24 protein-coding genes are annotated in these 24,627 nt (G+C 70.3%); 10 read left to right on the top strand and 14 right to left on the bottom strand.

Translation table 11 applies throughout. The features are described from left to right. Nucleotides 1–22: 22 nt before the first annotated feature. Entirely contained in the window at nucleotides 23–925 is a 903-nt protein-coding gene (locus ACFFQA_RS11380) for a GNAT family N-acetyltransferase (RefSeq protein ID WP_377851740.1), read from the bottom strand. 47 nt (nucleotides 926–972) lie between these two features. Further along, on the bottom strand, nucleotides 973–2,175 hold the full coding sequence (locus ACFFQA_RS11375) for an amidohydrolase (protein ID WP_377851739.1): 1,203 nt from the start codon (nucleotides 2,173–2,175) through the stop codon (nucleotides 973–975). A 37-nt stretch (nucleotides 2,176–2,212) separates the two neighbouring features. On the opposite strand from ACFFQA_RS11375, the gene ACFFQA_RS11370 reads away from it, so the two are divergent. Then, nucleotides 2,213–2,737 (top strand): VanZ family protein, encoded by a 525-nt coding sequence (locus tag ACFFQA_RS11370; RefSeq protein WP_377851738.1) that lies wholly within the window; start codon nucleotides 2,213–2,215, stop codon nucleotides 2,735–2,737. On the opposite strand, the gene ACFFQA_RS11365 is transcribed toward ACFFQA_RS11370, so the two are convergent. Beyond that, the gene (locus tag ACFFQA_RS11365; protein ID WP_377851737.1) at nucleotides 2,694–4,349 is read right to left on the bottom strand and encodes an FAD-binding oxidoreductase; all 1,656 of its coding nucleotides are present in this window, start codon (nucleotides 4,347–4,349) and stop codon (nucleotides 2,694–2,696) included. The two genes, ACFFQA_RS11370 and ACFFQA_RS11365, sit on opposite strands and share 44 nt — an antisense overlap. 16 nt (nucleotides 4,350–4,365) lie before the next feature. Here ACFFQA_RS11365 and ACFFQA_RS11360 point away from each other — a divergent pair, with 16 nt between their 5' ends. Further along, a complete protein-coding gene (locus tag ACFFQA_RS11360; protein ID WP_377851736.1) occupies nucleotides 4,366–4,977 on the top strand; it encodes a TetR/AcrR family transcriptional regulator in 612 nt (203 codons plus the stop codon). Beyond that, nucleotides 4,974–6,554 (top strand): glycerol-3-phosphate dehydrogenase/oxidase, encoded by a 1,581-nt coding sequence (locus ACFFQA_RS11355; RefSeq protein ID WP_377851735.1) that lies wholly within the window; start codon nucleotides 4,974–4,976, stop codon nucleotides 6,552–6,554. Before ACFFQA_RS11360 ends, ACFFQA_RS11355 begins: the two co-directional genes overlap by 4 nt. Here the strand turns inward: ACFFQA_RS11355 and ACFFQA_RS11350 are convergent. After that, the gene (locus tag ACFFQA_RS11350; protein WP_377851734.1) at nucleotides 6,551–7,048 is read right to left on the bottom strand and encodes an FBP domain-containing protein; all 498 of its coding nucleotides are present in this window, start codon (nucleotides 7,046–7,048) and stop codon (nucleotides 6,551–6,553) included. The two genes, ACFFQA_RS11355 and ACFFQA_RS11350, sit on opposite strands and share 4 nt — an antisense overlap. A gap of 142 nt (nucleotides 7,049–7,190) precedes the next feature. On the opposite strand from ACFFQA_RS11350, the gene ACFFQA_RS11345 reads away from it, so the two are divergent. Together ACFFQA_RS11345 and ACFFQA_RS11340 are read left to right on the top strand one after the other, a co-directional pair. Then, nucleotides 7,191–8,102 (top strand): ABC transporter ATP-binding protein, encoded by a 912-nt coding sequence (locus tag ACFFQA_RS11345; RefSeq protein WP_377851733.1) that lies wholly within the window; start codon nucleotides 7,191–7,193, stop codon nucleotides 8,100–8,102. Next, on the top strand, nucleotides 8,099–9,301 hold the full coding sequence (locus tag ACFFQA_RS11340) for an ABC transporter permease (RefSeq protein ID WP_377851732.1): 1,203 nt from the start codon (nucleotides 8,099–8,101) through the stop codon (nucleotides 9,299–9,301). The genes ACFFQA_RS11345 and ACFFQA_RS11340 overlap by 4 nt, the downstream gene beginning before the upstream one ends. Before the next feature lie 41 nt (nucleotides 9,302–9,342). Here ACFFQA_RS11340 and ACFFQA_RS11335 read toward each other — a convergent pair whose 3' ends face one another. From ACFFQA_RS11335 to ACFFQA_RS11300, 8 genes are all read right to left on the bottom strand, one after another. After that, nucleotides 9,343–10,689, bottom strand: a complete 1,347-nt coding sequence (locus ACFFQA_RS11335) for a cryptochrome/photolyase family protein (RefSeq protein WP_377851731.1) — start codon at nucleotides 10,687–10,689, stop codon at nucleotides 9,343–9,345. A gap of 75 nt (nucleotides 10,690–10,764) precedes the next feature. Further along, nucleotides 10,765–12,096, bottom strand: coding sequence for a citrate synthase (locus tag ACFFQA_RS11330; protein ID WP_377851730.1), 1,332 nt, complete (start codon nucleotides 12,094–12,096; stop codon nucleotides 10,765–10,767). A gap of 468 nt (nucleotides 12,097–12,564) precedes the next feature. After that, nucleotides 12,565–13,503 carry a carbohydrate kinase family protein gene (locus ACFFQA_RS11325; protein ID WP_377851729.1) on the bottom strand — a complete coding sequence of 313 codons (939 nt, stop codon included), beginning with the start codon at nucleotides 13,501–13,503 and terminating at the stop codon, nucleotides 12,565–12,567. Then, on the bottom strand, nucleotides 13,500–14,717 hold the full coding sequence (locus tag ACFFQA_RS11320; protein WP_377851728.1) for an amidohydrolase: 1,218 nt from the start codon (nucleotides 14,715–14,717) through the stop codon (nucleotides 13,500–13,502). Before ACFFQA_RS11320 ends, ACFFQA_RS11325 begins: the two co-directional genes overlap by 4 nt. 75 nt (nucleotides 14,718–14,792) lie before the next feature. Next, nucleotides 14,793–15,710: an aldose 1-epimerase family protein gene (locus tag ACFFQA_RS11315; RefSeq protein WP_377851727.1), complete on the bottom strand. Its 918-nt coding sequence runs from the start codon at nucleotides 15,708–15,710 to the stop codon at nucleotides 14,793–14,795. 27 nt (nucleotides 15,711–15,737) lie between these two features. Continuing rightward, a complete protein-coding gene (locus ACFFQA_RS11310) occupies nucleotides 15,738–17,129 on the bottom strand; it encodes an APC family permease (RefSeq protein WP_377851726.1) in 1,392 nt (463 codons plus the stop codon). Nucleotides 17,130–17,228: 99 nt separating this feature from the next. After that, nucleotides 17,229–17,456, bottom strand: a complete 228-nt coding sequence (locus ACFFQA_RS11305; RefSeq protein WP_377851725.1) for a helix-turn-helix domain-containing protein — start codon at nucleotides 17,454–17,456, stop codon at nucleotides 17,229–17,231. Beyond that, on the bottom strand, nucleotides 17,457–17,786 hold the full coding sequence (locus ACFFQA_RS11300; protein WP_377851724.1) for a DUF2975 domain-containing protein: 330 nt from the start codon (nucleotides 17,784–17,786) through the stop codon (nucleotides 17,457–17,459). It abuts the gene before it with no gap. A 36-nt stretch (nucleotides 17,787–17,822) separates the two neighbouring features. On the opposite strand from ACFFQA_RS11300, the gene ACFFQA_RS11295 reads away from it, so the two are divergent. Then, on the top strand, nucleotides 17,823–18,044 hold the full coding sequence (locus ACFFQA_RS11295; RefSeq protein WP_377851723.1) for a hypothetical protein: 222 nt from the start codon (nucleotides 17,823–17,825) through the stop codon (nucleotides 18,042–18,044). 26 nt (nucleotides 18,045–18,070) lie between these two features. Continuing rightward, entirely contained in the window at nucleotides 18,071–18,967 is an 897-nt protein-coding gene (locus ACFFQA_RS11290) for an arginase family protein (protein ID WP_377851722.1), read from the top strand. Here ACFFQA_RS11290 and ACFFQA_RS11285 read toward each other — a convergent pair. Then, entirely contained in the window at nucleotides 18,939–20,264 is a 1,326-nt protein-coding gene (locus ACFFQA_RS11285; RefSeq protein ID WP_377851721.1) for an MFS transporter, read from the bottom strand. The genes ACFFQA_RS11290 and ACFFQA_RS11285 overlap by 29 nt on opposite strands. A gap of 109 nt (nucleotides 20,265–20,373) precedes the next feature. Beyond that, entirely contained in the window at nucleotides 20,374–21,027 is a 654-nt protein-coding gene (gene pdxH, locus ACFFQA_RS11280; protein WP_377851720.1) for a pyridoxamine 5'-phosphate oxidase, read from the bottom strand. Nucleotides 21,028–21,263: 236 nt separating this feature from the next. On the opposite strand from pdxH, the gene ACFFQA_RS11275 reads away from it, so the two are divergent. From ACFFQA_RS11275 to ACFFQA_RS11265, 3 genes are all read left to right on the top strand, one after another. Then, complete coding sequence (locus ACFFQA_RS11275) at nucleotides 21,264–22,397, top strand: citrate synthase 2 (protein ID WP_377851719.1); 1,134 nt, start codon at nucleotides 21,264–21,266, stop codon at nucleotides 22,395–22,397. Nucleotides 22,398–22,741: 344 nt separating this feature from the next. After that, complete coding sequence (locus tag ACFFQA_RS11270; protein WP_377851718.1) at nucleotides 22,742–23,995, top strand: sensor histidine kinase; 1,254 nt, start codon at nucleotides 22,742–22,744, stop codon at nucleotides 23,993–23,995. An 8-nt stretch (nucleotides 23,996–24,003) separates the two neighbouring features. Further along, complete coding sequence (locus ACFFQA_RS11265) at nucleotides 24,004–24,624, top strand: response regulator (protein WP_377852246.1); 621 nt, start codon at nucleotides 24,004–24,006, stop codon at nucleotides 24,622–24,624. The last annotated feature ends 3 nt before the right edge of the window (nucleotides 24,625–24,627 follow it).

The following is a 24,627-nucleotide window of genomic DNA, read 5'->3' as shown; positions in this document are numbered from 1 at the left end:
TGGGCGACGACGGGGGTTTCGCCTAGCGCACGGCGGGTCTGCGTTGCCAGATCGTCCACAGTGGACGATAACCCTGCCGGTACCAGAACGGCGTCGAGAACTCGTTGTGCAGCACGTGTTCCATCAGCGTGACCGGCACACCCATCGCGTCCAGCTTGGCGTGCACCTCGGCGACCATGGCAGTCGCGACTCCGCCGGATCGCGCGCCTGGCCTGACGAAGAGCTTGCCGAGGTAGGCCGTCGGGGACGCGGCGACCATCGGCTGCGCCCAGCTCGCCCGCTCGCCCACCTCGGCATCGACGAACCCGATCACCTCGCCGTCGCGCTCGGCGACCACGGTCAGACCGTCGGCGGCTTCGACGGACTCCTTGACCTCCTCGGCGAGCAGCTCCCGCGCGTTCGGCCGCTCGGTCACCATGCCGTAGCGCGCGTCATGGTTGTGCAGCGACACCGCCAGGTCGGTGAGCACTTCGATGTCACGCGGCTCTGCCGGGCGAATCGTGTGCGACGTCGTCACGTGCGGAATCGGCCGCCCGGCAGGACGGACGGCGATAACCGTGGCGGTCGCGAAGCCGTGGAACACCAGTTCCCGCACCGCGTCGCTGTCCCGGCTCGGCCAGTTGACGACCGCGGACTCGTCCCGGTCGCCTCGCGTGCACTTGTCCACGAGGTGGGTTTCCCACGCGTCCAGCAGCGCGCCCAACGGCTCCGGCGCGCCTTTGCCGCCGAGCCGGACGCGGAGGGTGTGCCTGCGCGCAGCAGCCCAGAGCGCGGTGCCCGGACTGGTGAGGTCAGTGGTGTGGAAACCCACCGCGCCAGGGACCTCGATGCGTTCGGAGCCCTCCGGAGGCTCCAGCACGGGGAACAACGGGTCGAGCGCGGTCACTCGCGCGAAGTGCTCCCGGACGACGTCATCACTGGTCACCGTGATTTCCTACCGCGCGGTGTCCGTGCTGTCGCGGCAATTTCCGGCTAGGAGTACAGCTCGCCGTTGGCGGCGACCAGCACGCCCGCGCGAACCACCAGGGAGCGCACCTCGCGGTCCATCACGGCCGCCGCGACCGAGTCACCGGGAACCACGACGAGATCGGCTGGATCGCCCTCGATCATCCCGTGCCGGTCGACGCCCAACGCGTGAGCGCCTCCCCTCGTCGCGATGTCAACGCACATCTCGATCTCGTCGTCGGCCCGGAAACCGTTGCGGAAAGCCAACTGCCAGGCCCGGTCGAGCATGTCCGCGTTGCCGTAGGGCGACCAGTAGTCGCGGATGCCGTCCTGGCCGAGCCCGAGCCGGACACCTGCCCTGCGCAGGCGCCGCAACGGCAGCGGGTTCGCCCGGCCACTGGCCACAGTGGTCACCGCGATGTCGTTGGCGGCCAACAGGTCGATCAGCGCGACCTGCCGATCAGAGTCCACTGTGGACAACGCGAAGCAGTGGCTGATCGTCACCTGGCCGGACATGCCCAGCGCCGCGGTGCGCTCGCAGATCAGCTCGATCTGGAACGCGCCCAGCTCACCGGAGTCGTGCAGGTGGATGTCCACACCGCGCTGGTGCCGCTCGGCGAGGCCGAACACCACGTCGAGGTGGCGCACCGGATCGCGGTCGTAGCCCGCGGGATCGAGCCCGCCCACCAGGTCCGCGCCCGACCGGAGGGCCTGGTCGAGCAGGTCCTCGGTGCCGGGGTCGCGCAGGATTCCGCACTGCGGGAACGCCACGACCTGCACAGAAGCCCGGTTGGCGTGGGCGGCCTTGGCGGCGAGCACGCCTTCCAGGCGCTCAAGCCCCGAGTCGCTGTCGATCTGCGCGTGGCTGCGGACCACGGTCGCACCCGCCGCGATCGTGCGGCCGAGGGTGTAGGTCGCCCGCTCCGCGACGCTCTTCTCCGCCGACCGCCAGTTCGCGCGGTCGTTGGCGATGAGACCGGCGAGCCCGGGCCCCGCCGTGTGTTCGCGGAACGGCAGGCCGAGCCGGGTGGAGTCCAGGTGGGCGTGCGCGTCGGCGAACGCGGGCAGGAGCACACCGCCGCGCCCGTCGACGACGGCGACCCCGTCGGGGGCGGGGATGTTCGGCTGGATCGCGGCGATGAGGCCGCCCTGGCAAAGCACATCGGTCTCGGGCGCGCCAGCGGAGTGGGGCCAGGGGCGCACCGAGCGGATCAGGAGATCACCGGTCACCCAGGCCACACTATCCCGCTACCTGCCGAGGGGCACCATGGATCACGTGTACCTGTTCCAGGTTTATGTCCCGATCTCCTGGTGGACCGGGCTGGGTCTCTTACTCGGCGGCGCGGTGAGCCTGCTGCTCTGGCGCCCGCTCGTCGCGCGCACCGGCTGGCACGCCGGGTGGACGCTGACGTCGTTGCTGCTGCTCAGCTCGACGCTGGCCCTCACGTTCGGCCCCGGCCTCCAACGTCGACCGCCGACGTTGCTGGAATGCCTGCCGCTGCGCCCTTACACGTTGCGGCACGCGATCGCCCAGCTCGCAGGCGACCTGGAGAACTCGCTGAACATCCTCATGCTCGCGCCGGTGGTGGTCGCGGTCGTGCTCGCCACGAGGCGCACCTCGTACGGCGCGCTGCTGGCGCTCGCGCTCCCGGGCCTGATCGAGATCACGCAGAGCCAGATCCCCGGTCGCGTGTGCTCGACCGCCGACTACCTCGCCAACGCGTTGGGCGGCGTGGTCGCCGCGGTGCTCACGGGCGCGGTTCTGCGTCGCCGACCAGTTTCCCCGGGTTGAGCACGCCGGTCGGGTCGAGCCGCTGTTTCACCGCGCGCAGCACCTCAAGTCCCAGATCACCGATCTCCGCCCCGAGCCAGGGCGCGTGGTCCACACCGACCGCGTGGTGGTGGCTGATCGTGCCGCTGTGGCCGACGATCGCCTCGCACGCCGCGACCTTGGCACGCTGCCACTGGCCGAGCGGGTCCTCGGCGGAGCGTGGCGCCAGCGTCGTGAAGTACAGCGACGCCCCGGTCTCATAGGCGTGGGAGATGTGGCACATGACCACGGGACGACTCCCAGCCGTACCAAGGGAATCGACGAGCGCTCCCTTCACAGCGGTGCGGAGCGCCGTCAGGTTGGACCAGGTCGCCGCCGTCTCCAGCGTCTCGACGCACACGCCCACGTCGAGCAGCACATCCCGCTGACGAGGGCCACCGAAGCGCCCCTTGCGCCACGTCTCGCCAAGAGCACGACCGAGTCCGACCGGGCGGAACCGCCGCAGCTTGTGCAGGGCGGCAGCGCGGCGAGTAGCCAGCTCGCGCGGCGAACCGACCTCCCACCCGAGGATCAGCATGCAGGGCTGCGAGATCCCACGAGCACGCAGGTACGCCTTGAGCCCCTTGACCTTCCAGCCGCCGGAGAGCTCGAACGACACCTCGGTTTCGTCCACATCGGACAGCCTGGTGATGTCGGCGAGCGTCCTGCTCTGCGCCAGCGCGCGAACCGCGTCCGCTCCTCGCTCCCAACCGTCGAGGACGAACCCCTCGTAGTGCTTGACGCGGGGAACCGGTCGCACCCTCAAGGTCAACTCAGTGACAACACCGAACAGTCCCTCACTGCCGATGACCAACCGCTTCAGATCCGGCCCCGCGGCCGATGCCGGGACGCCGCCGAGCCGCATCTCCCCTTGCGGCGTGGCCATCCGTACGCCGACAACCATCTCCTCGAAACGCCCGTACCCGGCTGAAGCCTGGCCGGAGGACCGCGTCACGGCGAAGCCGCCGAGGGTCGCGCGCTCGAAGGACTGCGGGAAGTGGCCGAGGGTCACACCGTGCGCGGCGAGCAACCGCTCGGCGTCGGGCGCGCGAACTCCGGCGCGGAACACGGCTGTGCGCGATACCGGGTCAACCGACACGAGCTGGTCGAGCCGGACCAGGTCGAGCGCGATCACGGCGGACTTGGTGCCGCGCAACGCGTTCACGCCGCCGACAACCGAGGTCCCACCGCCGAAGGGCACCACTGCGACGTCGTGCTCCACACAGGTTTCGAGCACCCGCTGCACCTGCTCGGGATCTGCGGGCAGCACAACGGCATCCGGGATCGCGAGCTCTCCGGCTCCGCGGCGGCGCATCAGGTCCACATAGGACAGACCACCCGCACGCCCGAGGCGAGCTTCGCGATCGACCAGCACCTGTGCGTCGCCGACGACCTCGGCGAGCGCCGTCCGCGCGTCCGGCGCGAGCCGCGAGTCCGACACCGCGAGCACGGAGCCGGGAGCCTCCGGCGTGATCGCGGCACCGAGGCCGGTGCGGGCGCGCAACCAACGCAGCGCGTGCGGCGGCAGGTGCGCTTCGGAGGCGGGGGCCGAGGTCCAGCTCCCGCGAAGGGTGTGGTCGATGCGCTGGGTCACGGCTACAGTGTTACACATGACCTCCGAGTGTCACAGGGTTCCGGCGAACCGAGTCCACGACGCCACGGTGCTGGACGCGGCCCGCGACTGCGTCCTGGCGACGGGCGTCCGCCGCACCACGCTGAGCGAGGTGGCTCGGCGGGCGGGGGTCAGCCGGATGACGCTCTACCGCCGCTTCCCCGACGTGACGACCTTGCTGGCAGCCCTCATGACCAGGGAGTTCGGCACCCTGCTCGGCGAGGTCGCCGTTCGGGGGAACGGCCGAGGAACCACGCGACGGCGGTTGGTGGAGTGCGTGGTCGAAGGGGTGCGGCTGCTCAGCGCCAACCCGCTGCTGCGCACTGTCCTCGAAGTCGATCCGCAGCTGCTCATCCCCTACGTGTTCGAGCGGTTGGGCAGCACGCAGCGGATCGCCGAGCAGTTCTTGCACGAGCAGGTGCTTGCCGGGCACGCCGACGACTCGATCCGGCCGGGCGACGCGGCGGCGCAGGTCCGGATGCTGATGCTGATCGCCCAGGGCGTGGTGCTCTCGCTGCGCCCGGCCACCTCGGACCTCGCCGAGGAGGCCCTGTTCGCCGAGCTGGCGCACACACTCGATGCTTCGCTCTCACCGGAGGTCAGCCCATGACCGCGACCCCACTTCCCTCGGGCTCGTTGCGAGCCACCTCCCTCAACGCCGGGCGACGCGCCAAGGAGCTCGAAGCGCTCGCGGGCGGAGAGGTCGTGGACGTGCTCGTGATCGGCGGCGGGGTGACCGGAGCCGGGACCGCTCTCGACGCCGCGTCCCGGGGGCTCTCCGTCGCGCTCGTCGAGGCGCACGACCTCGCGTTCGGCACGTCCCGCTGGTCGAGCAAGCTCGTGCACGGCGGCTTGCGCTACCTGGCGCACGGAGAGGTCGGCCTCGCCCACGAAAGCGCTGTGGAGCGCGGGCTGCTGATGACGCGGACGGCTCCGCACCTGGTGCGCGCGCTTCCCCAGCTGATCCCGCTGCACGCCAGAACTCGTTCCGGCGGCGGGATTTCCCGCGCCTCCGAGTCGGTGTTGCACGCCGGACTCCTCGCAGGCGACGCACTACGGAGAGCTGCCCGCACACCGAGCTCCGTGCTGCCGGGACCACGCCGCGTTCCCATCGCCGAGGCAGTGGCGCTTGCTCCCGGCCTGCGGCGGGCGGGGCTGCGCGGTGGCCTGCTGTCCTTCGACGGTCAGCTCGTCGACGACGCCCGCCTCGTCGTGACACTGGCGCGGACGGCGGCGGGGTTCGGCGCACGCATCCTGACCAGGGTCCGCGCGGTGAGCGTGACCGGTGACGGCGCGCAGGTGCGCGACGAGCTGACCGGAGCGTCCTTCGACATCCGCGCCAAGGCGGTGGTCAACGCCGCTGGGGTGTGGGCCGACCAGGTTGTCGACGGTGTGCGGCTGCGGCCTTCACGGGGTTCGCACCTCGTGCTCTCCGCCGCTGACCTCGGCATCACCGGGACCGCGTTGACCGTGCCGGTCCCCGGCGAGCGCAACCGGTACGTACTGGTGCTGCCGCAGGCCGATGGGCGGGTCTACCTCGGGCTCACCGACGAGCCGGTGTCCTCCCCCGTGCCCGACGTGCCGGAGGTGCCCGAGTCCGATGTGGACTTCCTGCTCGGTGTCGCCTCGTCGGTGCTGGAGCGGCCGATCGGCCGTGAGCACGTGATCGGCTCCTTCGCCGGGATGCGGCCGCTGATCGACTCCGCCGACGCCAAGACCGCCGACATCTCCCGCAAGCACGCCGTGCTCACCTCGCGGGACGGTGTGGTGACGGTCGTGGGCGGCAAGCTGACGACCTACCGGAGGATGGCCGCGGACGCGGTGGACGCCGTTGCGCGGCAACGAGATCTGCACTGCGGCGAGTCGCGGACGACCCGGATACCGCTCGTCGGTTCCGCACCGGCGGCCTACTTGTCCATTGTGGATGCACCGGCGACGCTCGTCGCCCGGTACGGCGCGGAGGCGCCCCGGATCAACGCGCTCACCGAGTTCGACGGGGAGCTGGCCGAGGAGGTGGCGGCCGGGGTCAGCGCCGCCGAGGTGGTGTGGTCGGTGCGGCACGAGGGTGCGCTCAACGCCGACGACGTGCTCGACCGCCGCACCCGTGTCGGCCTGGTCCCCGCCGACCGGGCCGCCGCGAAGGACGGCGTGGAGTCCCTGGTGCGCAGGGCATTGGAAGGCGTCTAGGGCGCGCTGAGCACGTCCGCGACGAAGCGGTGCAGGTTGAGCTCCATCCGGGCGACGCGCTCCTCTACGGAGAGCGTCTCGCTGGGCTGCGGCACCTCAGGAACGAGCTTGCGCCTCACGTAGAGGCAGCATGCGAGGTCCGCGCAGAGGTAGACGCCGAGCGTGTTGCCCGCCTTCCCGGCGGCCCCGGCGCGCCGTGCGGAGAACAGCGCGATGTCGGCTGCCGCATGGGCGGTCATGCAGAAGTTGCACAGCGACGAGCGCAGCCTGCTCCTCGGCGGGGTCGTCGCGCGCAACGAGAGGCCGACCGCGGCGCCCTCGTGCCGCAGCACCAGGTAGCCCCTGCCGGTCGCCTTCGGGTCGCGCCAGCCGAGGAAGTCGATGTCCGCCCAGGGGATTGTCTCCACCCTGGCGGGCAGAGTCACGCCTTTGGCCTCACCCTTGGAACAGTTCACGAAGGATGACCGGATCTCGGCCTGGCTCAGCGGCTCCACAGCACGACGGTAAACGGCGGCGGCGGGCACGGCCACCGGATATCTGTGAGCTAGGCACGGAAACCGCGCGTTTCTTTGTCTTCACGAGTGGAAAGTTGAAAGACTCCGCACCAGGACCACCGCCCACCGGAGGGAGAACACCGTGTCTGACGCGGTGCTGGAGATCGATCGGATCTCCAAGAGCTACGGCTCCGTCGTGGCATTGCAGGACATGAGCTTCTCGGTCCGTGCAGGCGAGATGTTCGGCTTCGTCGGCAGCAACGGCGCCGGCAAGACCACCACGATGCGGATCGCGCTCGGCGTGCTCTCCGCCGACTCCGGCGAGATCCGCTGGAACGGCGAGCCGATCACTTTCGAGACCAGGCGGCACTTCGGCTACATGCCGGAGGAGCGCGGCCTCTACCCGAAGATGAAGGTGGTCGAGCAGCTGGTCTACCTCTCCGAGCTGCACGGCATGACCACCGCGGCCGCGCGCAGGGCCGCCGACGAGTGGACCGAGCGGCTCGGGCTCACCGCGCGGCGCGACGAGGAGGTGCAGAAGCTCTCCCTCGGCAACCAGCAGCGGGTCCAGCTCGCGGCGGCGCTGGCCCACGACCCCGAGGTGCTGGTGCTCGACGAGCCGTTCTCCGGCCTCGACCCGGTCGCCGTGGACGTGATGAGCCAGGTGCTGCGGGACAAGTGCGACTCCGGGGTTCCGGTGGTCTTCTCCAGCCACCAGCTGGACCTGGTCGAGCGGCTGTGCGACCGCGTCGGAATTGTCCGAAGTGGACGAATGGTCGCCAACGGCACCGTTGAGGAGCTGCGCGACAGCGGCAACATCCGTCTGGAGGTGCACGCGCCGCTGGCCGGCTACGGCTGGGCCGACCAGCTGCCCGGCGTGACGATGCTCAGCCACGTCGACGGCCGCACGGTGCTGGAGCTCGCCGAGGGCGCCGACGACCAGGTGGTGCTGCGCGCCGCGCTGGAGACCGGGCCGGTGCACGAGTTCGCCAGGCTCCGGCCGACCCTGACCGAACTGTTCCGCAACGTGGTCACCGAGGAGCGCGCGGCATGAGCAAGACAACCGTTTCCGCCCCGCGCGGCGTCTGGCTGGTCGCCAGACGCGAGCTGAACACCCGCGTGCGGTCAAAGGCGTTCGTGATCGGCACGCTGGCGATCATCATCGTGATCGCCGCCTACGTCGGCGTGATGTTCTTCGTCGGCCAGAGCATGTCGCGGACCACGGTCGGCATGACCGGTCAGGCGAACGTGCTCGCCGAGCCCCTGAAGGCGTCGGCGAGGTCCCTCGGCGAGGACGTCTCGGTGACCACCGTGCCCGACGTGGCCACCGGTGAGCGCCAGGTGACCGAGGGCGAGATCGACGTCCTGGTCAGCGGCGCGACCGACCAGCTCCAGGTGCTGGTGAAGAAGGACCTCGGCACCCAGGTCCGCGCGGCGCTGGAAAGCCTCGTGCGCCAGCAGGCCCTCGACGCCGAGCTGGCCGAGGCCGGGCTCGACCCCAACGCGGTGCGCGCCAGCGTCGCCGGCGCCAAGTTCGAGGTGCGCACCATCGAGCCGGACGACCCGGAGCGCGGTGAGCGGCTGGGCGTGGCCATGGGAATCACGTTCCTGCTCTACGGCTCCCTGCTGATGTTCGGCATGGCGGTCGCGCAGGGCGTGGTCGAGGAGAAGTCCAGCCGCGTGATCGAACTGCTGCTGTCCTCGGTGCGGCCGTGGCAGCTGCTGGCGGGCAAGGTGCTCGGCATCGGCCTGGTCGGCCTGCTCCAGATGGGCATCGTCGCCGCGGTCGGCCTCACCGCGGCGATCCAGCTCGGCGTGCTGACGCTGCCGCAGGGCGCGGTGCTGATGACCGTGCTGTCCGCGGTGGTGTGGTACTTCCTCGGCTTCTTCCTCTACGCGGTGATGTTCGCGATGGCGGGTTCCCTGGTGTCCCGCCAGGAGGACATCAACGCCGTGGTCCAGCCGCTGATGTTCTCGGCGATCATCCCGTTCGTGCTGACGTTCATCACGATCCCGCGCGACCCGGAGAGCAAGCTGCTCGAAGTGCTGTCGTTCATCCCGCCGTTCTCCCCGATCGTGATGCCCGCGCGCGCCGCGCTCGGGGTCGCGCCCGCATGGCAGGTGATCGTCTCGATCGTGCTCGCGGTGGCCGCGCTCGCCGGGCTGATCTGGTTGGCGGGCCGCGTGTTCGGCAACGCCGTCCTGCGCACCGGCAGCCGCGTCAAGCTCCGCGACGCCCTGCGCGCCAGCTGAAACGGAGTGGGGGGGGCACCGTCAACGGTGCCCCCCCACTGCTACGTCCCCTTCACAATGTCGTAGCGCCGCAAGGCTTCCAGCCGTTCCTCGGCGTGATCCACGATCGGCGCCGGGTAACCGGCGGGAACCCCACCGTCGAGCTTCCACGGCTGGTGCACGCGCTTCCCCGCGACCTCGCGCAGCTCCGGGACGTACCTGCGGACGTAGTCGCCGTTGGGGTCGAACTTCTCCCCCTGCGTGATCGGGTTGAACACCCGGAAGTACGGCGACGCGTCCGTTCCGGAGCCGGCGGTCCACTGCCACCCGTGCTGGTTGGACGCGAGGTCTCCGTCCACCAGGTACCGCATGAAGTGCGTGGCACCGCGCCGCCACCACAGGTGCAGGTCCTTCGCCAGGAAGCTGGCGACGATCATCCGCACCCGGTTGTGCATCCACCCTTCGGCGAGCAGCTGCCGCATCCCCGCGTCGACGATGGGGAACCCGGTCTTCCCGGCGCACCAGGCCTCGAACAGCTCGTCGGCCTTCTCCCCGCTGTCGTGGGGCAGGGCGTCGAACTTGCGGTCGTAGTTCTTCCGCGCGCTCTCCGGACGGTGCCACAGCACGTCGGCGTAGAAGTCCCGGAACGCCAGCTCCCGCCGATATGCCTCGTCGTCCGGCCCGAGGTCGGCGAGCAACGTGCGCGGGTGCACGCACCCCCAGCGCAGGTAAGGAGAAATCCGGCTGGTGCCCGGCAGATCGGGCCGGTCGCGGTGCTCGGCGTACTCCGCGCGCACCTTCCGGAACTCCCGCCAAGCCTTCCGTGCGGCATCCTCACCAGCGGCAGGGATCTCCATCCCGCCGAGGTCCTCGTCATCGGGAATGGCGACACCGTCCATTCGCGACGGATCAACCCAATCCACAGTGGACGCCGAAGTCCTCGCGGGGCCGCGCCACCCGTGCTCGGTCCACGCACGGTAGAACGGCGTGAACACCTTGAACGGAGTCCCGTCGCCCTTCAGCACCCGCCCTGGCGTGATCGCGTAAGGCGACCCGGTGCGGACGAAGTCGACGTCGATCGCCTTCTCCACCAACGCGTCCCGCTCGCGCCCGTACGGCCCGGCGTCGGCGGAGACGTGGACGCTGTCGGCCCCGAACTCGCGCACCACGCGCGCGACCACGTCGATGGGATCACCGCGCAGCACAAGCAGCCGCCCGTCCAACTGGTCGTTCAGCTCACGCAGGCACCGGTAGAGAAAGGTCCGCCGCGGCGCCCCGGACGGTCCGAGCAACCGCGGGTCGAGCACGTAGAGCGCCAGCACGCGGTCGGCGGCGCGCCCGGCCTCGGCCAACGCCGGATGGTCCCCGAGCCGCAGGTCCCGCCGGAACCACAAGATCGACGTAGTCACCCTCGAACCGTACCCAGCCCGCCCCACAAGGAACCGCCCCGGCGCGGGTGCGCCGGGGCGGTCAGGAAAGCGGGGTCAGCGCTTGTCGATCTCGACGAAGTCGCGCTCGGTGGGGCCGACGTAGATCTGCCGGGGACGGCCGATCTTGGTGGCCGGGTCCTTCATCATCTCGCGCCAGTGGGCGATCCAGCCGGGGAGGCGGCCCAGGGCGAACAGCACCGTGAACATCCGCGTCGGGAAGCCCATGGCGCGGTAGATCAGGCCGGTGTAGAAGTCCACGTTCGGGTAGAGCTTGCGGGAGATGAAGTACTCGTCGGCGAGCGCCTTCTCCTCCAGCCGCTTGGCGATCTCCAGCAGCTGGTCGTCACCGCCGAGCTTCTGCAGCACCTCGTCCGCGGTCTTCTTGATGATCGCCGCGCGCGGGTCGTAGTTCTTGTAGACGCGGTGGCCGAAGCCCATCAGGCGGACGCCCGCCTCCTTGTTCTTCACCCGCTCCACGAACTTGTCGACGTCGCCGCCGTCGGCCTTGATGCTCTCCAGCATCTCCAGCACGGCCTGGTTGGCGCCGCCGTGCAGCGGGCCGAACAGCGCGTTGATGCCCGCGGAGATGCTCGCGAAGAGGTTGGCCTCCGAGGAGCCGACCATGCGCACCGTCGAGGTCGAGCAGTTCTGCTCGTGGTCGGCGTGCAGGATGAACAGCAGGTCGAGCGCCTTGGTCAGCGCCGGGTCGACCTCGTAGGGCTCGGCGGGCAGACCAAAGGTCATCCGCAGGAAGTTCTCCACCAGCCCGAGGGAGTTGTCCGGGTAGAGGAACGGCTGGCCCGCGGACTTCTTGTACGCGTAGGCGGCGATGGTGGGCAGCTTCGCCAGCAGGCGGATGGTCGACATCTCGACCTGCTGGTCGTCGAACGGGTTCAGGCTGTCCTGGTAGAAGGTGGACAGCGCGGAGACCGCGGAGGACAGCACCGGCATCGGGTGCGCGTCGCGCGGGAAGCCGTCGAAGAAGCGCTTCAGGTCCTCGTGCAGCAGGGTGTGCCTGCTGATCTTGGTGGTGAAGTCGTCGAGCTGGGCCTTGGTCGGCAGCTCGCCGTGGATGAGCAGGTAGCTGACCTCGACGAAGGTGGACTTCTCCGCCAGCTGCTCGATCGGGTACCCGCGGTAGCGCAGGATGCCCGCGTCACCGTCGATGTAGGTGATCTCCGAAGAGCAGGAGGCGGTGTTGACGAAACCGGTGTCCAGGGTGACCAGGCCGGTCTTCGCGAGCAGCTTGCCGAGGTCGATCCCTGATGAGCCTTCGCTGGCCGGCACCAGGCCCATCTCGTGCTCGCCGCCCGGGTGGCGCAGCGCGACGGTTGTGGCTTCAGCCGAAGTGGCCGCCTGGTCAGGCGCGGTCGTCGCGTCGGGCATGCGAGTCCCTCTCACGCTCGGACGAGGACGGGTGGAGAACGGTCGGGATGTCCGCCCGCAGCACCGCCTCGTTGGGGTCCTGTCGGGTCCAAGCTAGTAGGCGATCCGCCCGTTGTGCAGCCACGGACTTACCCCCTCGGCACAGTTGGGACAGGTATCACATAACGCTTGTACGGTCTGGCGGCCGGCATTTCGTGGCTTGCACCACTCCCTTTACGGTTACTGAACGGTATCTGTACCGGTCAGGGGCTCGTGACGAGCGCAGACGGAGCGGACCAATCCGCGACGAACGCTCGACCGGAGGTTTACCCGACGGTGTCGGGACGATTGAGCCATCTGGGCTACTTTGCCGCTGTCGGAGCAAAGGTGCGGCCGCCGAAGTGATTACCTGCCGTATCCAGCCGACTGCGGAACGTAGCGGAGCCGGACGCGCCGGACGGCGGCCCGGCCCCGCAATACGTCCATTCGCTAATTCAGCTCATCCGCCCACGGCGGTTCCGCGCCCGCCCTGGAACAGGTGATCGCGGCGGCTCGCGCGGCGAATTCCAGCGCGCTCCGCCACGATTCGTCGGGCAATTCCCGGACCGATTCCATCGAAAGCGCGTCGTTGCGGTCGAGCCAGCCGAGCACCGCCGCGTGCACCGTGTCGCCCGCGCCGATGGTGTCAACCACCTCGACCCGGTGGGCGGGCACCCGCACCAGACCACCGCGCCCGGTGAGCACCGCCAGGCCTTCCCCGCCGAGGGTGAGCACGACGCCGGCGGGCCCCTTGGCGACCCACTCGCGGATCGCCGGCCAGGGATCCTCGGCGTCGGCCAGCCAGGCGGCGTCCTCCACGGAGAGCTTGAGCAGGCCGACGTGCGGCAACCACGACAGGAACCGCTCCCGGTAGGCGTCCGGGTCGGTGATCAGCGCGGAGCGGATGTTCGGGTCGAGCATGGTGAACCGCCCGAGCCCGGCCTCCCGCCGCAGCACCGCCTCGTAGGCGGACGCGCCGGGCTCCAGCACCATGCCGAGCGTGCCGAGGGAGACCGCCCTGACCTCGGCAGGCAGCGGCCCCGGGTCGCCGACCAGCCGGTCGGCGGTGCCCTCCACGTGGAAGGAGTAGCGCGCGGAGCCGTCCTCGGCCAGGCCGACGACCGCCAGCGTGGTCGGCTCGGCGCCACGCGCAAGCAGCGATGTGTCCACTTTGGACTCGCTGAGCCTTCCGACGAGTGCGTCGCCGAAGAAGTCGGTGGACACCCTGGACAGGAAGGACACCCGGCTGCCGAGCCGCCCCAGTGCGACCGCGACGTTGTAAGGGCCGCCGCCGAGCCTGGGCAGCAGGGCGGGCAGTCCCTCCACAGTGGACTCCCCGGACGGTGAGGGCACGAGGTCGACGAGGGCCTCGCCGCCCACCACGATCACGGCGCGCTCCTGCGGAACGGGTCGGCGACGACGCCCTCACCGCGGTCGGAGTCGTAGTGGTAGACCTCGCGCCCCTGGATGAAGACCTGCAACGCGCGGCTCATCACGTCAAGCGGGTCACCGGACCAGATCACCACGTCGCCGTCCAGTCCGGGCTTGAGCGCGCCGACCCGGTCGTCGAGGCCGAGGATCTTCGCCGGGTTGGTGGTGATCGACCGCAGCGCCACGTCGGGGTCGAGGCCCTCCTTGACCGACAGCGTCGCCTGGTGGACCAGGAAGTTGATCGGGACGACCGGGTGGTCGGTGGTGATCGCGATCCGCACGCCCGCCTTGGCCAGCAGCCCGGGGTTGCGCAGCGAGCGGTTGCGCAGCTCCACCTTGGACCGCGAGGTCAGCAGCGGGCCGATGATCACCGGGATGTCCCGCTCGGCGAGCACGTCGGCGATCAGGTGGCCCTCGGTGCCGTGGTTGATCACCAGCCGGTAGCCGAACTCGTCGGCCAGCCGGATCGCCGTCGCGATGTCGTCGAGGCGGTGGGTGTGCTGGCACCACGGCAGCTCGCCGTCGAGCACCCGGACCAGGACCTCCATCGTGGTGTCCCGGTCGAAGGGCTTGTTCTCCTCGGCGGCGTGCGCCCGCTTGGCGCGGTAGTCCTGGGCCTTGGTCAGCGCGTCGCGGATCACCGCGGCGACGCCCTGACGGGTCGACGGCAGCGTCTTCTTGTCGCCGTAGACCCGCTTCGGGTTCTCGCCGAGCGCGCTCTTCACGCTGACCGGCTCGACCATCAGCATCTCGTCGACCGTGCGGCCCCAGCACTTCAGCGCGACCGTCTGGCCGCCGATCGGGTTGCCGGAGCCGGGCTTGACGACCGCCGTGGTGACGCCGCCGACCAGCGCGTCGGCGAAGCCCATGTCGGCCGGGTTGATGGCGTCCAGCGCGCGCATCCTGGCCCCGACCGGGTCGGTCATCTCGTTCGTGTCCTGGCCCGCCCAGCCCTCGGCCTCCTCGTGCACACCCATGTGCGCGTGGGCCTCGACGAAGCCGGGCAGCACCCACGAGCCGGAGGCGTCGACGACGGGGATGCCGTCGGGCACCTCCACGTCGGCGTCCGCTCCGACCGCGGTGATCCGGCCGTCCTGGACCAGCACGGTTCCGCCCTCGATGGGGTCCCCATCGACGGGCACGACGTATCCACCTGTGATCGCGACATCCACGGCTCGGGACGGTAATCGCTTCCACCGGCTGGAGAAACCCGGTCTGGCTCGTTCCGGCCAAGCGGGCACCCGCGCTCAGGACATCGGGCGCAGTCCCCAGCTCCCGGCCCAGCTCTCCCCCGGCGCCAGCTCGCGCAGGTCGATGCCGGAGTTGAGCGCGTTCGTCGGGCAGGTCATCGGCTCGACGGCGATCGCGGAGGAGGCTCCGGGGAAGCCCGTCGTCGAGTACACCTGGACCCAGCCGAAGTCCGGCTCCGCCCAGATCTCCACGCCGGTGTCCGGGCCGACGAGGCGGTGCCGGATGATCCCGTCCTCCTCGGGGACGCACCCGCCGTAGGTGTGGTCGAGCAGCATCCCGTCGAGCTCGCGCGGCTCCCGGAAGTCGAAGTCCTCACCGGCGAGCGGGGCCACCGGACCGTTGGGCAGCAGGCGCTCCGGGTCGACCGGGAGATTGGTCGTCGCGGCGAGCTGGAGGGTGCACTCGTAGGCGGCGGCGTGGCCCGCGCGCGGGTAGGGGTGGACGCCGACGCCGAACGGGGTCGTGCGGTCGCCGACGTTGAGCACGGTGTGCGTGACGGTCAGGCCGCCGTCGGCGTCGAGGGCGTAGCGGACGCTCGTGCGCAGCGGCACCGGCCAGCCGGGCTGGCTCTCGATCAGCACGCCCAGGGTGATCGCCTCGGTCGAGCGCTCCAGCACCTGCCACCCGATCGTGCGGGTCAGGCCGTGGATGGCCACCCTGCGCGGGGACTCGGACAGCTCCAGCTGCTGCGGCTCGCCGTAGAAGCTCCACTGGCCGTCGCGCACCCGGTTCGGCCACGGTGCGAGCACCAGGCCCGCGGACAGCGGCGGCGCGTCGGTCTCGGGGTAGGTGGTCACGTACGGCACGCCGCCGACCTCGAACACCCGAAGACTCGCACCGACCTCGGTGACGACCACCCGTGCCGCGCCGTTGGTGATCTCGAACTGCTCGCCCGTAGGCCGCCCCGCTCCCATGGGGGCAGCCTACGGAACGATTCAGTGCTACTTGCTGAGCGCGGCGGGGTCGAAGTCCGCCTTGATGCCCTCCTTGCGCCGGAAGAACAGCCAGTTGACCACCCAGAGCACCAGGCCGATGCCGAGCAGCACGCCCGCGAGCACGTAGTCGGTCGATGCCCGGCCGGAGAACGGCAGCGCCAGGTACGCGCAGGTGATCGCGCCCAGGATCGGGACGATCGTCGGCGCCCTGAAGTGCTTGTGCTCGACCGTCTCCTTGCGCAGCACCAAGCAGGCGATGTTGACGATGGTGAACACCGCCAGCAGCAGCAGGGCGGTGGTGCCGCCGAGCACGCTGATGTCCATGGTCGAGACCAGCCCGACCGCGATCAGGCTGGTGAACACGATGGCGATCCACGGGGTGCGCCGCGTCTGGTGCACCTTGGCGAACGGCATCGGGATGATCTTCTCGTTGGCCATGCCGTAGACGAGGCGGCTGGCCATCAGCATGTTGATCAGCGCCGAGTTGGCGACCGCGAACAGGCCGATGAAGGCGAACAGCGCCAGCGGGAACGCCGGGGCGCCGACCTGGACGACGGTGAGCAGCGCCTTGGAGCCCGCGTTCTTCAGGTCCTCGCTGCTGACCAGCAGCGAGGAGGTGATCGCGACCAGCAGGTAGATCGAGCCCGCGACGCCCATGCCCATCAGCATCGAGCGCGGGAAGATCCGGACCGGGTCCTTGCACTCCTCGGCCATGTTGACCGAGTCCTCGAAGCCCACCATCGCGAAGAACGCCAGCGAGGTCGCGGAGGTGATCGCGATCCACGCGGACTGGTCGGCGGTGTTGAACTCCACCAGGCGGCTCGGGTCGCCCTGGCCGTTGACCACGGCGAACACACCGATGGCGATGATGATCACCAGGCCGGACAGCTCGATCAGCGTCAGCACCACGTTGGCCTTCACCGACTCGCCGACGCCGCGGAAGTTGATGAAGGCGAGCAGCGCGAGGAAGCCGATCGCGACGATCGTCGTCGGAGCGGTGACGAACTCCTTGAGGTAGGTGCCACCGAAGGCGACCGCGGCCGAGGAGGCCGAGGTGATGCCGGAGCACATGACCGCGAACGCGACCATGAACGTCAGGAACGGCATCTTGAAGGCGCGGTTGGTGTAGAGGGCCGCACCCGCCGCTTTCGGATATTTACCAACAAGCTCCAGGTAGCTGAACGCGGTGAGGAAGGCCACCGCGAAAGCGATGAGGAAGGGCACCCACAGCGCCCCTCCGACCTTGCCGGAGACGGTCCCGGTGAGCGCGTAGACGCCGGTACCCAGGATGTCACCGATCACGAAGAACAACAGCAGTTTCGAGCCAATGGCCCGCTTCAGCTCCGGTTGGCCGTCGGCGGCAGCGGCGGCCGGGCTGGGCGACGTCGTCTCGGACATGACCACAGAGTGTGCCTGGTCACGTTGCGGAGAAGAAGCTGACCGCGCCAGGCGCGCTCCCAGCTAGGTCAAATGGTTACCCGGCAAAAAGTTTTCGAATCAGCCGCCGTGGCTGAGCAGGTCGCCCGGCTGGCAGTCGAGCACCTCGCACAGCCGCGCCAGCGTGCTGAACCTGATCGCCCTCGCCCGTCCGTTCTTCAGGATCGACAGGTTCGCCTGGGTCACCCCGACCCGCTCGGACAGCTCGGTCAGCGTCACCCCCCGCTCGGCGAGCAGCCGGTCGAGGTGCACGCGGACTCCGTTCGCGTCGGTGTCCGCCGGTGGCATCTACACAGTCCCTTCGAGGTCTTCCCGCATCTCGCTGCCGATACGGATGATCTTCGCGAAGGACAGCAGCACACAACCGAGGACGACCGCCCACAGCGGGAAGTCCCACTGCTCGAACCAGGGCGCACCCGCGGGGAACAAGGTCGCCAGGAAGCCGCTGCGGGCGAAGGCCTCGACCAGGCTCACCGCGACGCACCCGAGCAGCAGCAGCCAGCCGAGCACCCGCAGGCGTCGCACCGTGGACGACGTGTGCAGGCCGCCGTCCCGAATGCCGCTCACCAGGCGCAGACCGAGCAGCAGCGCGATGAGCCGCACGATCAGGCTGGGCACGTTCGCCAGTCCCCACACGAAGCGCTGCCCCCCCCGGTGACGGGACTCGCGCAGAACCGGATCTCGCTGCTGAACGCGCTGGCGCCGGGTCGCAGGTCCCTGACGGGCACCTCGACGCCGGTGACGCCGCCGGTCTCGACGCAGAGCTGGTCCGTGCCGAAGAAGAGGAACGACCCGGAGCCGAACACGGCGGCGACTACGGCGACAGCGCCGCCGAAGGCCCAGAACACCAGCAGCAGCTGGATGATCGGCCAGTAACCACTGTTACTGCTACGGTGGTTCGCATGAAGCCCATCGCCGCGCTGGACGCCCCGTCGAACCTCGGCCTGCGCCCGCCGAAGCCGGGAACGGTGCCGGGAACCGCCAAGGCCCCCGGCGCACTGCGGGAGGCCGGACTGCTGTCCAAGCTCGGCGCGGTCGACGCAGGGCACCTTGTCGCGCCGCGCTACGACCGCGAGGACTGGCAGCCGGGCGACGGCGTCTTCCACGCGCCCCTGATCGCCGCCTACGCCGAGCGGCTGGCGGAGCGCGTGGGCAGGCTGCTCGACTCCGGCCTGTTCCCGGTGGTCCTGGGCGGCGACTGCGGCATCCTGCTCGGCACGGGAGCGGCGGCGCGCCGTCACGTCGGCCGCGCCGGGCTGGTCTACCTGGACGGGCACTCCGACTTCCGGCACCCCGGCAACTCCGAGCACGTGGGCGCGGCTGCGGGCGAGGCACTGGCGCTGGCGACCGGCCGCGGCCAAGCCGATCTGTCCGATGTGGACGACAAGGGGCCGCTGTTCGCCGACGACACCGTGGTGCTGCTCGGAATCCGGGAGGACGACGAGGCGCTCGACGAGCTCGCGGGCACCGAGATCCTGGTCCGCACCGCCGCAGCGACCAAGGCGGCGGGCACCGGCGAGACCGCACGGTGGGCTCGGGAACGGCTCGACCGGCTGGACGGGTTCTGGGTGCACCTGGACGTCGACGTGCTCGACGCGGCGATCATGCCCGCGGTGGACAGCCCGGACCCGGGCGGCCTGGACCACGCCGAGCTGGCGGAGCTGCTGGCCGGACTGACCTCGGCCCCCACCTGCCTGGGACTGGAGGTCACCGTGTTCGACCCGGATCTGGACCCGGACGGCACCCTGGCCGCCGCCCTCGTCGCGACCCTCACCTCTGGGCTGGCGCCTCTGCTCTAGGAGCGACGTAGCGCCAGAACGCGGGCAGCAACACGACGGCGACGACGGTCAGGACCACCACCAGGGCGCCTCCTCCCGCCGCCGCGACACCGGCGCCGACCGAGGCTCCGGCGGCGCCGTGCAGCATGTCCGCCACGCGCGGGCCGCCCGCGACCACGACCGTGAACATGCCCTGCATCCGGCCGCGCATCTCGTCGGTGACCGCGGCCTGGAGCATCGCACCCCGGAAGACCATCGACACCATGTCCGCGGCACCGGCGAGGGCCAGGAAGGCGACGGCCCACCACACCGAGCCCGACAGGCCGAACCCGATCACCGCCACGCCCCACGCGACGACGGAGAACGCGATCGCGACGCCGTGCCGCTGGACCCGCATCAGCCACCCGGAGAAGAGGCCGCAGACCCCCGCACCCAGCGGAATGGCCGCGTAGAGCAGCCCCAGCGCCGAACCACCTCCGGGCGGGTCGCCGAAGGTGCGCTCGGCCATCTCCGGGAACAGCGCACGGGGCATCCCGGCCACCATCGCGATGATGTCGAGCAGGAACGAGGCCAGCAGGACGCTGCGGGTCGCCACGTACCGGAAGCCGTCGACCACCTCGCGCAGCCCGGCACGGCGCGAGGTCGAGTCGGTGAGCGGCGGCAGCGGCGGCAGCCGGTAGACCGCCCACAGGGTGGCGGTCAGGGCGACGGCGTCGATCAGGAACAGCGCCGACACACCGACGATCGGCAGCAGCGCGCCCGCCAGCAGCGGACCGAAGACCGCGGACAGGGAGAACGTGGTCGAGCTCAGCGCCTGGGCCGATGGCATCAGGTGCACCGGGATCAGCCGGGCGATCACCGCGCTGCGGGTCGGCATGTTCACCGCGAAGAACGCCTGCTGCATGCCGAGGAGCACCAGCACGACCCACGGCGAGTTGAGCTCGGTCGCCGCCTGGGCCCAGAGCAACACCGAGGTCAGCGCGACGCCAACGTTTGTCACCAGAAGCAGCTTGCGGCGGTCGACCGCGTCGGCGATGGCGCCGCCCCACAGTCCGAAGACGATCAGCGGGACCACGGCGAAGGCGCCCGCGAGCCCGACCCAGGCCGAGGAGCCGGTGAGGTCGTAGAGCTGCTTGGGCACCGCGACCGTGCCGAGCTGGCTGCCCACCGCGGTGACCACGCCGGACAGCCACAGCCGCCGGAACGCGGGGATGCGCAGCGGTTCGGTGTCGATCACGATCCGGCGCAGCCGCCCCCGGCGGGCGGGCGGATCGATGGTCTCGGAGCTCTGGGGTTGGGAACCGGCCGCGTCATCCACGCACTGAGGCTAGGTAAGCATCAGCTGACATGGGAACGCATTTGTCGGTTACCCGACAGAAGTGCGCGGCCGGGTCCCGGCAAACCCCCGACACCAAGGACGTAAGGGCTCAGGGCGCCAGCCGCTCGACCTTCCACCCGTCGCGGTTGTCGCGGAAGCGCAGCCGGTCGTGCATCCGGTCCTCGCGGCCCTGCCAGAACTCCACGATCTCCGGCCGGATCCGCCAGCCGCCCCAGTGCGGCGGAACCGGGATCTGCTCGGACTCGGCGAAGCGCCTGCGTACCGAGTTCAGCGCGGAGTTCAGCGTGTTGCGGCCGGTGACCACCCGGGACTGCGGCGATGCCCACGCGCCGAGCTGCGAACCACGCGGGCGGCTGTTCCAGTACTCGGCGGTCTCCGCGGCGTTCACCTTTTCCACTCCGCCGCGGATGCTCACCTGACGTTGCATCGAGAACCACGGGAAAGTGGCGGAGGCGTACCGCGTCGCCAACAGATCGTGACTCTTGTTCGAGGTGTAGTTGGTGAAGAACACCACTCCTCGGTCATCGAGTCCTTTAAGGAGCACCGTGCGTGAGGAGGGGCGGCCTTCTCGGTCGGCGGTGGCCAGCACCATCGCGTTGGGCTCGGGGATCTTGGCCTCGATCGCCTCGTCAAGCCACAGGCGCAGCTGCTCATGCCATGTTCCGGCCAGCGAGGACTCGTCCAGCACGCCGGCCTCGTAGGACACCCTCATGGCTGGCAGTGCGATGTTCACGTCCGGCATGACGTTCCCTCCCGGAATTGCTGGCCGACCAAGCCCGTGAGAGCGGACCGTACGGCCTCGGCACACTTTTCGAAACCGCCTGGCCGGTGATGCACGCCACCGCACGAGGTGATTGCTGCCACCGAGTGTTGGGGAGGAGGGTTACTGCACCGAAACAGATAGAAGGCCACCTTGTAAAGCACACCCGGGGGCCACTAAAGAGGCTTGCCGTCGAAGACGGCTCAGGAGGCGAACCTATGCACAACGCGGTGCAGGATGCGAACCACGACAACGGGTTCCGACCGGGCCTCGAAGGCGTAGTCGCCTTCCGCACGGAGATCGCGGAGCCCGACCGCGACGGCGGCGCGCTGCGCTACCGGGGCGTGGACATCGAGGAGCTCGCGGGCCGCGTCACCTTCGGCGACGTGTGGGCGCTGCTCGTCGACGGCCGCTTCGGCGCGGGGCTCCCGCCGGCCGAGCCGTTCCCCATCCCGGTGCACACCGGCGACGTCCGCGTCGACGTGCAGGCGGCGCTGGCGATGGTCGCGCCGATCTGGGGATACCGCCCGCTGCTGGACATCTCCGACGAGACCGCGCGCGAGGAGCTCGCCCGCGCCTCGGTGATGGCACTGTCCTATGTGGCCCAGTCCGCGCGCGGCATCGGCATCCCCGCCGTCCCGCAGGACCGCATCGACGAGTGCCGCACGATCACCGAGCGCTTCATGACCCGCTGGCGCGGCGAACCGGACCCCGCCCACGTCAAGGCGATCGACGCCTACTGGGTCTCCGCCGCCGAGCACGGCCTCAACGCCTCCACCTTCACGGCGCGCGTGATCGCCTCCACCGGCGCCGACGTCGCCGCCTCGCTCTCCGGCGCGATCGGCGCGATGTCCGGCCCGCTGCACGGCGGCGCCCCGGCCAGGGTGCTGCCGATGATCGAGGAGGTCGAGCGGACCGGCGACGCGCGCGGCGTGGTCACCGGCATCCTCGACCGCAAGGAACGGCTGATGGGTTTCGGGCACCGCGTCTACCGCGCCGAGGACCCGAGGGCACGGGTGCTGCGCCGGACGTGTCAGGAGCTGGGGGCTCAGCGGTACGAGGCCGCGGCCGCACTGGAGCAGGCCGCGCTGGCCGAACTGCGCGAGCGGCGGCCGGACCGCGCGATCGAGACCAACGTGGAGTTCTGGGCGGCGGTGATCCTGGACTTCGCCCAGGTGCCGCCGCACATGATGCCCGCGATGTTCACCTGCGCGCGGACCGCGGGCTGGTGCGCACACATCATGGAGCAGAAGCGCACCGGCAAGCTGGTCCGGCCGTCCGCGCAGTACGTCGGCCCCGACCCGCGCTCTCCCGAGGACGTCGAGGGCTGGGCCACCGTCACCTCCGTCTGAGCCGCGATGGCCCGCGCCGCATCAACCGGCCGGTGGACAGCCGGTTCCACCACTCGTTCGTCGCGGGGCACCGGTCCGCACCGGCAGCATCGGGGCATGAACGGGAACGAGTCCCTCGGCACAGCCCATGCCGAGACCGCGCTCCCGTTCACGGCCGCCGTTGCTGTCGACGGCGGAGGGGGCTCCGGGAGCCGGGCGAACAGGGTCGGCGGCACGCGCGGGACACAAGGAGGACATGCGGTCCGCGCGGGCACGGTCACAACGGCGCGGCTCTCCCGCTCGAAGCGCCCGGATGATCGTGCGTGCTGTCGGCGTGGTCGGTCGTCCGGCTCCCGGGTCGGGCGATGACGGCTCCGAAGACACCGCTGCGGACGCGGCTCGGGCGGAACCTGGTCAGTGTGGTCAGCACGCACCGCGTCCCCGCCCGGCAGGACAACGCGTTGCTGCGGGTCTTTCCCGTCTGGGACGCGGTTTTCGCCGTGTTCCTGGTGCTGACCGTCGTCACCATCCTGCTCGGGCGGGACAACGTCCACTCCGACAAGCACAGGGCGATCGCGTTGCTGTTCGCGATCGCCGCCTGGTACTGCCTGGTCGGCAGGGCGGCGATGGGGCGGAAGGGCCCGCGCTGGCTCGGCGTCGTCTACGTCGTCGGCATCACCGTGCTCTACGCCCCCGCGGTGGCCGCGGCACTGGACGCGAGCTCGATCGTGTTCGTGCTCGGCCCGCAGCTGTTCATGTCGGTGCGGCTGGGGCTGGCCGCGGTGATGATCCTCGCGTTGGACCTCAGCGCGGTCGTCGTGCTGGTCCTGGACGGCGAGCTGTGGCAGACCGTCGCGGCCTACGGGATCTTCGCGTTGATGACCGCCTTCTACTCGGTGGCGTTCGGTTTCTGGCTGGACCGGACGGCCGCGGAGAACGCCGAGCGCGAGCGGCTGATCGCGCAGCTGGAGAGCTCGCGCGCCGAGGTGGCGCGGCTGTCGCACGAGGCGGGCGTCTCGGCGGAGCGGGAGCGGCTGGCCGGCGAGATCCACGACACCCTGGCGCAGGGGTTCACCAGCATCGTGACGCTGGTGCAGGCCGCTGAGTCCGAAATGGACAGTGCGGTCGACCAGCGGCTGGCACGGCGGCACCTCGGGCTCGCGGTGCGCACCGCGCGGGAGAACCTGGACGAGGCACGGGCGCTGGTCGGCGCGCTGACCCCCGCGCCGTTGCTGACCTCGTCGTTGGTCGAGGCGCTGCGCAGGCTGGTCGAGCGGGTCGGCCACGAGCTGGACGTCCCGGCGGAGTGCGTGGTCACCGGCGAGCCGAGGCGGCTGGCCACCGACATCGAGGTGGTGCTGCTGCGCGCGACGCAGGAGGCGCTGAACAACGTGCGCAAGCACGCCAACGCGAGCTCGGTCGCGGTGTCGCTGGAGTTCACCGACGAGGCGGTGCTGCTGCGGATCGCCGACGACGGAACGGGGTTCGACCCGGCGAGCCAGCCGAAGGGCTTCGGGCTGCCAGGGCTTGAGGGCCGCACCGAACAGGTCGGCGGCGCGTTCGCGGTGAGCAGCGCGCCCGGAGAAGGCACGGTGGTGAAGGTGGCGGTACCGGTATGAGCGATCCAGTGATCAAGATCCTGTTGGTCGACGACCATCCCGTTGTGCGCGAAGGGCTGCGCGGGATGCTCAACGCCGAGCAGGACCTGGCGGTGGTCGCCGAGGCCGCCTCCGGCCCCGAGGCGCTGGCGATGACCGTGGCGCACCGGCCGCACGTCGTCCTGATGGACCTGCGGATGCCGGGGGGAGACGGGGTCACCGCCACCGCACGCATCCGTTCGGAGTGTCCTGACAGCCGGGTCGTGGTCCTCACGACGTACGAGACCGACAGCGACATCCTCCGCGCGGTGGAGGCGGGGGCCTCCGGGTACCTGTTGAAGGACACCTCGCGCGGGGATCTGCTGCACGCGATCAGGGCCGCGGGGCGCGGTGAGACGGTGCTCACACCGTCGGTCGCCGCCAAGTTGTTCAGCCAGGTGCGCGGCGGCCAGGCCCCGAGCCTTTCCGCGCGCGAGATCGAGGTGCTGCGTCAGGTCAAACGCGGGCTGAGCAACGGCGAGATCGGCAAGGAGCTGTTCATCAGCGAGGCCACGGTGAAAACGCACCTTCTTCGCGTTTTCGCCAAGCTCGATGTCTCCGACCGCACCGCCGCGGTGACCACGGCGATGGAACGCGGCCTGTTCGACTGAACG

The organism is Allokutzneria oryzae (genome assembly GCF_042429765.1).
In the GTDB taxonomy this organism is placed as follows: Bacteria; Actinomycetota; Actinomycetes; order Mycobacteriales; family Pseudonocardiaceae; genus Allokutzneria; species Allokutzneria oryzae.
Note: the sequence above shows the minus strand (reverse complement) of the source record. Positions and strands in the feature narration are given on the sequence as shown.

Coding starts and splice junctions, on each gene's coding strand:
- ACFFQA_RS11370 (WP_377851738.1), top strand. CDS start 2,213: ATGGATCACGTGTACCTGTTCCAGGTTTATGTCCCGATCTCCTGGTGG.
- ACFFQA_RS11360 (WP_377851736.1), top strand. CDS start 4,366: ATGACCTCCGAGTGTCACAGGGTTCCGGCGAACCGAGTCCACGACGCC.
- ACFFQA_RS11355 (WP_377851735.1), top strand. CDS start 4,974: ATGACCGCGACCCCACTTCCCTCGGGCTCGTTGCGAGCCACCTCCCTC.
- ACFFQA_RS11340 (WP_377851732.1), top strand. CDS start 8,099: ATGAGCAAGACAACCGTTTCCGCCCCGCGCGGCGTCTGGCTGGTCGCC.
- ACFFQA_RS11330 (WP_377851730.1), bottom strand. CDS start 12,096: ATGCCCGACGCGACGACCGCGCCTGACCAGGCGGCCACTTCGGCTGAA.
- ACFFQA_RS11315 (WP_377851727.1), bottom strand. CDS start 15,710: ATGGGAGCGGGGCGGCCTACGGGCGAGCAGTTCGAGATCACCAACGGC.
- ACFFQA_RS11310 (WP_377851726.1), bottom strand. CDS start 17,129: ATGTCCGAGACGACGTCGCCCAGCCCGGCCGCCGCTGCCGCCGACGGC.
- ACFFQA_RS11305 (WP_377851725.1), bottom strand. CDS start 17,456: ATGCCACCGGCGGACACCGACGCGAACGGAGTCCGCGTGCACCTCGAC.
- ACFFQA_RS11290 (WP_377851722.1), top strand. CDS start 18,071: ATGAAGCCCATCGCCGCGCTGGACGCCCCGTCGAACCTCGGCCTGCGC.
- pdxH (WP_377851720.1), bottom strand. CDS start 21,027: ATGCCGGACGTGAACATCGCACTGCCAGCCATGAGGGTGTCCTACGAG.
- ACFFQA_RS11275 (WP_377851719.1), top strand. CDS start 21,264: ATGCACAACGCGGTGCAGGATGCGAACCACGACAACGGGTTCCGACCG.
- ACFFQA_RS11270 (WP_377851718.1), top strand. CDS start 22,742: ATGACGGCTCCGAAGACACCGCTGCGGACGCGGCTCGGGCGGAACCTG.